Consider the following 7720-nt stretch of genomic DNA (forward strand, 5'->3'; position numbering starts at 1 on the left):
GGTGCCGCCCAAACGGGCTCAGGTCAAGCCGAGGCGGTCAAAAATGAAACCAGTTCCGCGCCCAGTTCGGGCCGGGTGACACAGCCCATGTGCGTGCCGGGAATGGTGGCGCGCCGCGCGTTGGGCAAGGCGGCCGCCAGGTTGTCGGCCGAGCCATTGTCGTTGTCCTGATCGCCGCACAAGACCAGCGTGGGCATGGTGATCGCGGCCAGGGCCTGAGGATCGGTATCCTCCATCGCGCCCAGCAACTGGCGCACGGCGGCGCGATCGATCCCGCTGCTCTTGAGGAACTGCTGCGAAAGATAGGCCGGATCGCCATGGCGGATCGTGCCGAAGCGATCGATCACGTCGCGAAAGAAGGCCAGGCGCTGGTTCCAGCCGGCTAGTCCTTCCAGCCCCATCCCGGCCAGCACCAGCCGGCGCGGTGTCAGCCGTTGCAACGGCGGCGCGGCGATCACGCTGCGTGCCGCAGTGCGGGCGCCAAGCGAAAATCCGACCAGATCGAAATCGACCAGGCCCAGGTGGGTCACCAGCGCCTGGGCATCGCGGGCCAAGACATCAGACGGATAGGCTTCTGCCGCATGCGGCGCCGCGCTTTGCCCATGGGCGCGCAGATCGGGCATCAGGCAGCGAAAACCGGCTGCGGCCAGCTGCGCCGCCGTGCCGAACTTGATCCAGTTGATCTCGGCCGAGGAAAACAGCCCGTGCAGCAGGATGACCGGGCGCCCGGTCCCCATTTCATGCAGCGCCAGGCGGGCGCCATCGAAACCGTCGAAAAACGTGGTGGTCTTTTCCATCAGGTCAGCAACTTGATCCCGGATATGAACAGAACGGCGGCCAGCGCCGGCCGCAGGATACGGTCGGGCGCGCGGGTCGACAACAGGCTGCCGATGATCACCCCGGGGATAGAGCCAAGCAGCAGCGCCACCAGAAGGGCAAGGTTTACATCGCCGATGATCCAGTGGCCAAAGCCGGCCACCATGGTCAGCGGCACGGCATGGGCGATATCGGTGCCGACGATGCGCGAAATCCGCAAAGTGGGATAGAGCATGAGCAACGCGGTCACGCCGATCGCCCCTGCCCCCACCGACGAGATCGAGACCAGCACGCCCAGCACGACGCCGAGCAACACGGTCGCCCAGACTGGCTTGGCCTCGTCAGCGGTGCCCAGGCCCACCTGCGTTGCGTCGACATGGCGGACCATCGCCACGATCCGCTTTTGAAACAGCGTGGCGATCGAGGTGAGGATCAACATTACCCCGAGAACCAGCAGGATGGTGTGGCTGGTGTGCCCGCCCACCTTGCCCGCCCACGACAGCACGACCAGCGCGGCAATCGCTGCGGGCACGCTGCCTGCGGCCAGGCGCGCCATGATTGGCCAATCGATCGTGTTGCGCTTGCCGTGCACGGTGGAGCCGACCACCTTGGTCAGCGAGGCAAACAGCAGATCGGTGCCCACCGCCGTGCCGGGGTTGATCCCGAAGATCAGCACCAGGATCGGGGTCATCAGCGACCCGCCGCCAACACCCGTCAGGCCCACGAGAATGCCAACCAGCAGGCCGGCAACCGCGTGAAGGGCATCGAAGTGTGCGAACATTGTCCCTCCGGCGACGTGCAAAGACCAACCTGGCCCTTGACGGCGGCCATACTGGCGTGGGGTGCGCTTCGGCAATGCCTATAGCGCCAATCTCTAGTTTCGGGGTTGGCATTCTTTCTTTTGCGCAGCCCCAGCGCAACCCCGCATCACTCGCTTTGCCGCACAGCAGGCACGCCTCTGCGCCAAACCGCATCGCGTTGACGATGAACCGAAAGCGCGGCGGAACGCAAACGCGCCGCTTGCGGTTCCCCCTGCCAACACGGCCGCACACGGCCATCCCATAGTGGAGATCGTTCGATGACCAAGACCAAGCTCGTCGCGCCGCTGCTGGCGGCCACTGCCATGATCGCCGGTTTCTCGGCCCCCGCCCATGCCACCGGCAAGGCCGAACGCGCCCGCCAGGCGATTGCCGCCGCGCAGGCCAAGATCGATACCGCCGAACAGCTCGGCACCGCCGAATTCCGCCCGGGCGAAACCGCGCAGGCCAAGGCAGCGCTGGCCCATGCGCAGGAAAACCTTTCGGCCGGCCACAAGCCCGAAGCGATCGATGACGCCATCCATGCCTCGGCCCTGGCCGACACGGCGATCGGCATGATGCAGAAGCACAAGGCCGACATGGCCGCGCGCCAGTCGGCTGCAGCCGTCGCCAACGCGCAGGCCCAGGCCGACGCCGCGCAGCAGCAGGCCGATGCCGCCAACGCCCGTGCCGATGTGGCCACCGCGGCCGCGCAGTCTTCGGCAGCTGACGCCGCCGCTGCCCGCCAGGCCGCTGCCGTGGCGCTGACCACGCCGCAGCCCGCCCCGGCCACGGTGGAAACCACCGTCACCACGCAGGGCGCAGCCCGCGCGCCGGTGAAGAAGGTCACGGTGCGCAAGGTGGCCCGCCGCACCGCGCATACCCCGGTGCGCACGGCTTCCGCCGCCAGCACGGTGACCACCACCACCCGCGTCACGCAGTAATCTGCGTAGCCACAAACAAAAAGGCCCCGGTATCCAGCGCGGATACCGGGGCCTTTTCTATACCCAAAAGGTGTGCCAGCTCACCCCTTCTTGAGGTGGCGACGACCCAGCAGTTCGGCAATCTGCACGGCGTTGAGCGCCGCGCCCTTGCGCAGGTTGTCAGACACGCACCACAGCGACAGGCCGTTGTCGACGGTGGAGTCTTCGCGCACGCGCGAAACGTAGGTGGCATAATCGCCCACGCATTCCACCGGCGTGACATAGCCGCCGTCCTCGCGCTTATCGACCAGCATCACACCCGGCGCCTCGCGCAGCAGGTCCTGGGCTTCGACGGCCGAGATTTCGTCCTCGAATTCCAGGTTGATCGCTTCGGAGTGACCGATGAACACCGGCACACGCACGCAGGTTGCCGTGACCTTGACCTTGGGATCGAGAATCTTCTTGGTTTCGGCCACCATCTTCCACTCTTCCTTGGTCGAACCATCATCCAGGAAGCTGTCGATGTGCGGGATCACGTTGAAGGCGATCTGCTTGGTGAACTTCTTGGGTTCGACCTGATCGCCCACGAAGATCGCGCGGCTCTGCTCGAACAGTTCGTCCATGCCTTCCTTGCCGGCGCCCGACACCGACTGGTAGGTGGCCACGACCACGCGCTTGATCTTGGCCTTGTCGTGTAGCGGCTTGAGCGCCACGACCATCTGCGCGGTGGAGCAGTTGGGGTTGGCGATGATGTTGCGTGCCTTGTACCCGTCGATCGCATCGGGGTTCACTTCGGGCACGATCAGCGGCACGTCCGGGTCCATGCGATAGAGCGACGAGTTGTCGATCACCACGCAGCCCTGCGATGCGGCCTTCGGCGCATAGATCTTGGTCGGCGCCGAGCCTGCGGCAAACAGCGCGATATCCCAGCCCGTGAAGTCGAAATGCTCGACGTTCTGCACTTTCAGCTTCTTGCCGGTTTCACCGAAATCGATCTCGCTGCCCTGCGAGCGCGAAGAGGCCAGCACGGCGATCTCGTCGATCGGGAATTCGCGCTCGGCCAGGATGTTGAGCATCTCACGGCCAACATTGCCCGTCGCACCCACCACTACAACCCGATAACCCATGATACCTGTCACTCCCTTGCGGGCGCCTTGCGCGCGCCCGTTCCTTAGCGGCTGGTTCCAACCAGCCAAGCGAAAGGGGCTTTTGCCCCCCAAACGTCTTATTTGCCGCTGCCCGCGCCGTTGCGGTCGAGAAAGCGGAACATCGTCTCGTAGAGATGCTGGCTCACCTTGGGCCCGCTGATGCGGTGGGTGTAGCCGGGATAGAGCATCATCTCGAACGGAATGGCCTCGCCCTGCATCTTGGCGATCAGCGCGGTGCTGTTTTCGAACACCACGTTGTCATCGGCCATGCCGTGGACCAGCAGCAGCGGATCGCGGATCTGCCCGGTTTGCTCCAGCGCGCCGGCGGCCTTGTAAACCTCGGGCACCTGCTTGGGATTGCCGAGATAACGCTCGGTATAGGCGGTATCGTAAAGCTCCCACTTGGTGACCGGCGCCACGGCGATGCCCGCAGCCCAGACGCCAGGATGCGCTTCGAGCATCTTGACCGTCATGTAGCCGCCATAGGACCAGCCAAACGTGCTGACGCGCGCGGGATCGACATAGGGCTGGGTCTTGAGCCACTGCGCACCCGCCAGTTGGTCTTCCACCTCGACCGTGCCCATCGCGTGCCAGATCTTGCTGCCGAAATCGACGCCACGGTTTTCCGAGCCGCGGTTGTCCAGCGCGAAATAAATATAGCCCTTGGCCACGATCGCCTGGGCCAGCGCGCCCTGCCAGCCCTTGTGCACCACGTTCGCGGTGGGGCCGCCATAGTGATAGGTAAACACCGGATAGCGCTTGCCCGGCACCATCGGCGGGGTGATCATCATGTAGTGCAACGGCGTGCCGTCTGCCGCCGCGATCGTGCCGAACGTCGCCGGGCGATGCGCGGCAAGATAGGGCGCATAGGCGTGGGCCGCGTCCACCTTGTTTTCCTCGATCCACGCCAGCCGCTTGCCATGGGCATCGGCCAGATAGGATTGCGGCGGCTGCGCATCGGCGCTGCGCGTCACGATCAGGGCCTGGCCCTTGCCGTCCATGCTCGCCTTGTTGTCAAAGGCCAGGTCGGTCAGCCGCGCGATCTTGTCGGGCGCGGTGAGCGACAGGGCATAGACCTGCCCGGCCAGCACATCGTCGCGCGTGCCGGCGAAATAGACGCGCCCGGTCTTCTGGTCCACGCCAACCAGGTCGGTGACGACCCAGTCACCCTTGGTCAGCTGCTGCCAGCGGCCATCCTTGAAGCGGCGATAGAGGTGGCCAAAGCCATCGCGTTCCGACCACCAGATCAGGCTGCCATCATCGAGGAAGCGATAATTGCTCGACAGGTTGATCCAGCTCTTCTCGCGCGCCTGTTCGGTGAACAGCACATGCGAAGCACCGGTCGCCGGGTCCACCGCCAGCATATCGAGCCGGGTCTGCGCGCGGTCCAGCCGCTGGACATAGAGCGTCTTGCCATCGCTCGCCCAATCGACGCGACCCAGATAGATGTCCTTGTCCGCCCCCAGCTCCACCTGAACGCGATGGCCGCCATCGGCATCCATCAGCCACAGCGAGACATCGGCATTGGCGCCGCCGGCCGCAGGATAGCGCTGGTCATAGGTGCGCGTGCCATCGGCGCCGATGGCCGCGCGCGTCACCACGCCCACCGCTGCCTCGTCAAAGCGTTCCACGGCCAGGCGCTTTTCATCGGGCGCCCACCAGAACCCGCTCATGCGGTTGAGTTCTTCCTGGGCAACGAACTCTGCCTCGCCCCAGTGGACGGTTTCGGCGCTTTCCTCGGGCGTGATCGCGCGCGGCGGCGCCTTGCCATCAGCCGGTGCGATCCACAGCCGGCGATCGCGCACGAACGCCAGGGTATCGCCCTGCGGCCCCAGGCGCGGGTTCAACTCGCCCCCGGTGGTGCCGGCGATCTTGCGCACCTTGCCATCAAGGCCAGCGAGCAGCAGTTCGCCATCGAGCGGCACCAGCACGGTCTTGCTGTCACTCGCCCAGTCATAGCTGACGATACCCTTGAGATCGCCGATGCGCTGGCGCTCGCGCTGCATCTTTTCCGCTTCGCTCAACACCCGGCCCGACGACAGCTTGAGCGAATCGACCAGCATCGACCACTTGCCGGTCTTGCGATCAAAGCCCCACAGGTCGAACCGCTCGCGATCGTCGGCGCGGTTCTTGAGCAGGGTGAGATAGCGCCCATCGGGCGACAGCTGCACGCCGCGCGGGGTGGGTCCGTTGAGCGAGGGGCTGGCGAACACCCGTTCGAGCGTTAGCACGGGGGCGGCGCTGGGCGCGGTCACCGGGGCTGTTCCAGCAGGGGCTGCATGGGCAAGAACAGGGGCGCAGACCAGCGCCGTGGCAAGCAGGTGAAGGCGGAATTGCATGGCAAGGGGATGTTCCCGATAAGCAAAAAAGGCGCCCTGGCGGATATGCCAGGACGCCTTTTTCACGGTCATTTCCGTGTCGCGGCGGCGGCTTCTCAGCCTTCCTGGCCGGGGCGCGTGTCACGGCGCTCGGCAATACGGGCGCTTTTGCCGGTACGGCCGCGAAGGTAGTACAGCTTCGCACGACGCACCACGCCCCGACGGACGACGGTAATCGAATCGATGTTGGGCGAGTAGAGCGGGAACACGCGTTCCACGCCTTCGCCGAACGAGATCTTGCGAACGGTGAAGTTGGAGCCCATGCCGCGATTCGAACGCGCGATCACGACGCCTTCATAGGCCTGAACGCGGGTGCGCTCGCCTTCAACGACGCGCACGCCGACGCGCACGGTGTCACCAGCGCGGAATTCGGGGATGGTCTTCGACGCCTTGAATTCGGCGATCGCTTCAGCTTCAATCTGCTGAATCAGGTTCATTTTTCAAACGTCCTGCACTTTTTTGCCGCGCGCCAGAGGCAGACTGGACCCGAACGCCGACGTGGCGCTCCCAAAGATCCGGCCTGCGTAACCGTGTGTCATCCTCGGACTGGCGTTGCCGCCATTCCGCGATCTTCGCATGATCCCCCGATCGCAGCACTTGCGGGATCGTGCGCCCTTCCCATTCCTGGGGGCGGGTATAGTGGGGATATTCGAGCAGCCCGTTTTCGAACGACTCTTCATGCCCACTAGAAGCCGCGCCCATTACGCCGGGAAGCAGGCGAATGCAAGCATCGAGCAGCATCAGCGCGGCACATTCGCCGCCCGACAGGATGATGTCTCCCACCGAGACTTCCTCCACCTGGCGGCCCTCGAATATGCGCTCGTCAAAACCCTCGAACCGGCCGCACACGACGATCACCCCCGGCCCCGCCGCCAGCTCGCGCACGCGGGCCTGGGTCAACGGTTTGCCGCGCGGCGTCATCGCGATGACGGGAATGGTCGAGGCCCCTCCACCACCGGCTGCGCCGGCGGTCCCCCTCCCCATTGCATGGGGAGGATCAACAAGCTCCTCCCCCGCCGGGGGAGGGGAACCAGCCGCAGGCTGGTGGAGGGGGCTGTCCTCTTCTAAGGATGGTTCGTATCCCACCCTCTCCGCCATTCTCGCCCGCGCATGATCGATTGCCTTGGCCAGCACATCCACGCGCAGCACCATCCCCGCCCCGCCGCCAGCGGGCGTATCATCAACGGTGCGGTGCTTGTCGGTAGCAAAATCCCTGATCTGCACGGGATCGAGCGTCCACTTCCCCTCCCCCAGCGCGCGCCCGGCCAGGCTCACGCCCAGTGGCCCGGGAAACATCTCGGGGTAAAGCGTGAGAACGGCAGCGTGGAAGGTCATCTACAAAAAGTCCTGCTCGATCCTCCCCGACACGGGGAGGGGGACCAGCCGCAGGCTGGTGGAGGGGCCTTGGCGTGCGGGAGCGGCCTTGGCAACCGTGCTTCAATCCGCCCAGTCCTCGATCTTCAACCCCGGCACATCGGCAAAGTCGCGCTCATTGCGCGTCACCAGTATCAGTCCGCGTTCCAGCGCCTGTACGCCGATCAACCGATCGAAACTTTTGCGCCGAACGCCGATGGCGCGCACCACATCGCCATAACGACGGGCACAGGCACGGTCGAAATCGAGCGTTTCCAGGCTAGCCCGTCTTATTCATCAGGGTG

General features: G+C 65.2%; 8 protein-coding genes. 1 reads left to right on the top strand and 7 read right to left on the bottom strand.

The window, feature by feature from the left end; translation table 11 throughout:
• Nucleotides 1-23: 23 nt before the first annotated feature.
• On the bottom strand, nt 24-797 hold the full coding sequence (locus IP65_RS19585) for an alpha/beta fold hydrolase (protein WP_054132741.1): 774 nt from the start codon (nt 795-797) through the stop codon (nt 24-26).
• Nucleotides 797-1597, bottom strand: coding sequence for a sulfite exporter TauE/SafE family protein (locus IP65_RS19590; RefSeq protein ID WP_022674836.1), 801 nt, complete (start codon nt 1595-1597; stop codon nt 797-799). Before IP65_RS19590 ends, IP65_RS19585 begins: the two co-directional genes overlap by 1 nt.
• A 297-nt stretch (nt 1598-1894) precedes the next feature.
• Here IP65_RS19590 and IP65_RS19595 point away from each other — a divergent pair, with 297 nt between their 5' ends.
• The gene (locus IP65_RS19595) at nt 1895-2557 is read left to right on the top strand and encodes a hypothetical protein (protein ID WP_054132742.1); all 663 of its coding nucleotides are present in this window, start codon (nt 1895-1897) and stop codon (nt 2555-2557) included.
• A gap of 80 nt (nt 2558-2637) precedes the next feature.
• Here the strand turns inward: IP65_RS19595 and IP65_RS19600 are convergent, their stop codons facing one another.
• The 5 genes from IP65_RS19600 to IP65_RS22255 form a co-directional block, all read right to left on the bottom strand.
• The gene (locus IP65_RS19600; protein WP_054132743.1) at nt 2638-3663 is read right to left on the bottom strand and encodes an aspartate-semialdehyde dehydrogenase; all 1026 of its coding nucleotides are present in this window, start codon (nt 3661-3663) and stop codon (nt 2638-2640) included.
• Between the two features lie 98 nt (nt 3664-3761).
• Nucleotides 3762-6023 carry a S9 family peptidase gene (locus IP65_RS19605; protein WP_028658411.1) on the bottom strand — a complete coding sequence of 754 codons (2262 nt, stop codon included), beginning with the start codon at nt 6021-6023 and terminating at the stop codon, nt 3762-3764.
• A 95-nt stretch (nt 6024-6118) separates the two neighbouring features.
• Nucleotides 6119-6499 carry a 50S ribosomal protein L19 gene (gene rplS, locus IP65_RS19610; RefSeq protein WP_022678358.1) on the bottom strand — a complete coding sequence of 127 codons (381 nt, stop codon included), beginning with the start codon at nt 6497-6499 and terminating at the stop codon, nt 6119-6121.
• Nucleotides 6477-7397, bottom strand: a complete 921-nt coding sequence (trmD, locus tag IP65_RS19615; protein WP_022678359.1) for a tRNA (guanosine(37)-N1)-methyltransferase TrmD — start codon at nt 7395-7397, stop codon at nt 6477-6479. Before trmD ends, rplS begins: the two co-directional genes overlap by 23 nt.
• A 102-nt stretch (nt 7398-7499) precedes the next feature.
• The gene (locus IP65_RS22255; RefSeq protein WP_369801318.1) at nt 7500-7709 is read right to left on the bottom strand and encodes a PIN domain-containing protein; all 210 of its coding nucleotides are present in this window, start codon (nt 7707-7709) and stop codon (nt 7500-7502) included.
• Between the last annotated feature and the right edge of the window lie 11 nt (nt 7710-7720).

It is taken from the genome of Novosphingobium sp. AAP1, from assembly GCF_001295765.1.
GTDB classification, from domain to species: Bacteria; Pseudomonadota; Alphaproteobacteria; order Sphingomonadales; family Sphingomonadaceae; genus Novosphingobium; species Novosphingobium capsulatum.

Excerpts from the sequence above, each read along its gene's own strand:
- IP65_RS19605 (WP_028658411.1), bottom strand. The coding sequence starts at position 6,023 with ATGCAATTCCGCCTTCACCTGCTTGCCACGGCGCTGGTCTGCGCCCCT.
- IP65_RS19600 (WP_054132743.1), bottom strand. The coding sequence starts at position 3,663 with ATGGGTTATCGGGTTGTAGTGGTGGGTGCGACGGGCAATGTTGGCCGT.
- IP65_RS19590 (WP_022674836.1), bottom strand. The coding sequence starts at position 1,597 with ATGTTCGCACACTTCGATGCCCTTCACGCGGTTGCCGGCCTGCTGGTT.
- IP65_RS19595 (WP_054132742.1), top strand. The coding sequence starts at position 1,895 with ATGACCAAGACCAAGCTCGTCGCGCCGCTGCTGGCGGCCACTGCCATG.
- trmD (WP_022678359.1), bottom strand. The coding sequence starts at position 7,397 with ATGACCTTCCACGCTGCCGTTCTCACGCTTTACCCCGAGATGTTTCCC.
- IP65_RS19585 (WP_054132741.1), bottom strand. The coding sequence starts at position 797 with ATGGAAAAGACCACCACGTTTTTCGACGGTTTCGATGGCGCCCGCCTG.
- rplS (WP_022678358.1), bottom strand. The coding sequence starts at position 6,499 with ATGAACCTGATTCAGCAGATTGAAGCTGAAGCGATCGCCGAATTCAAG.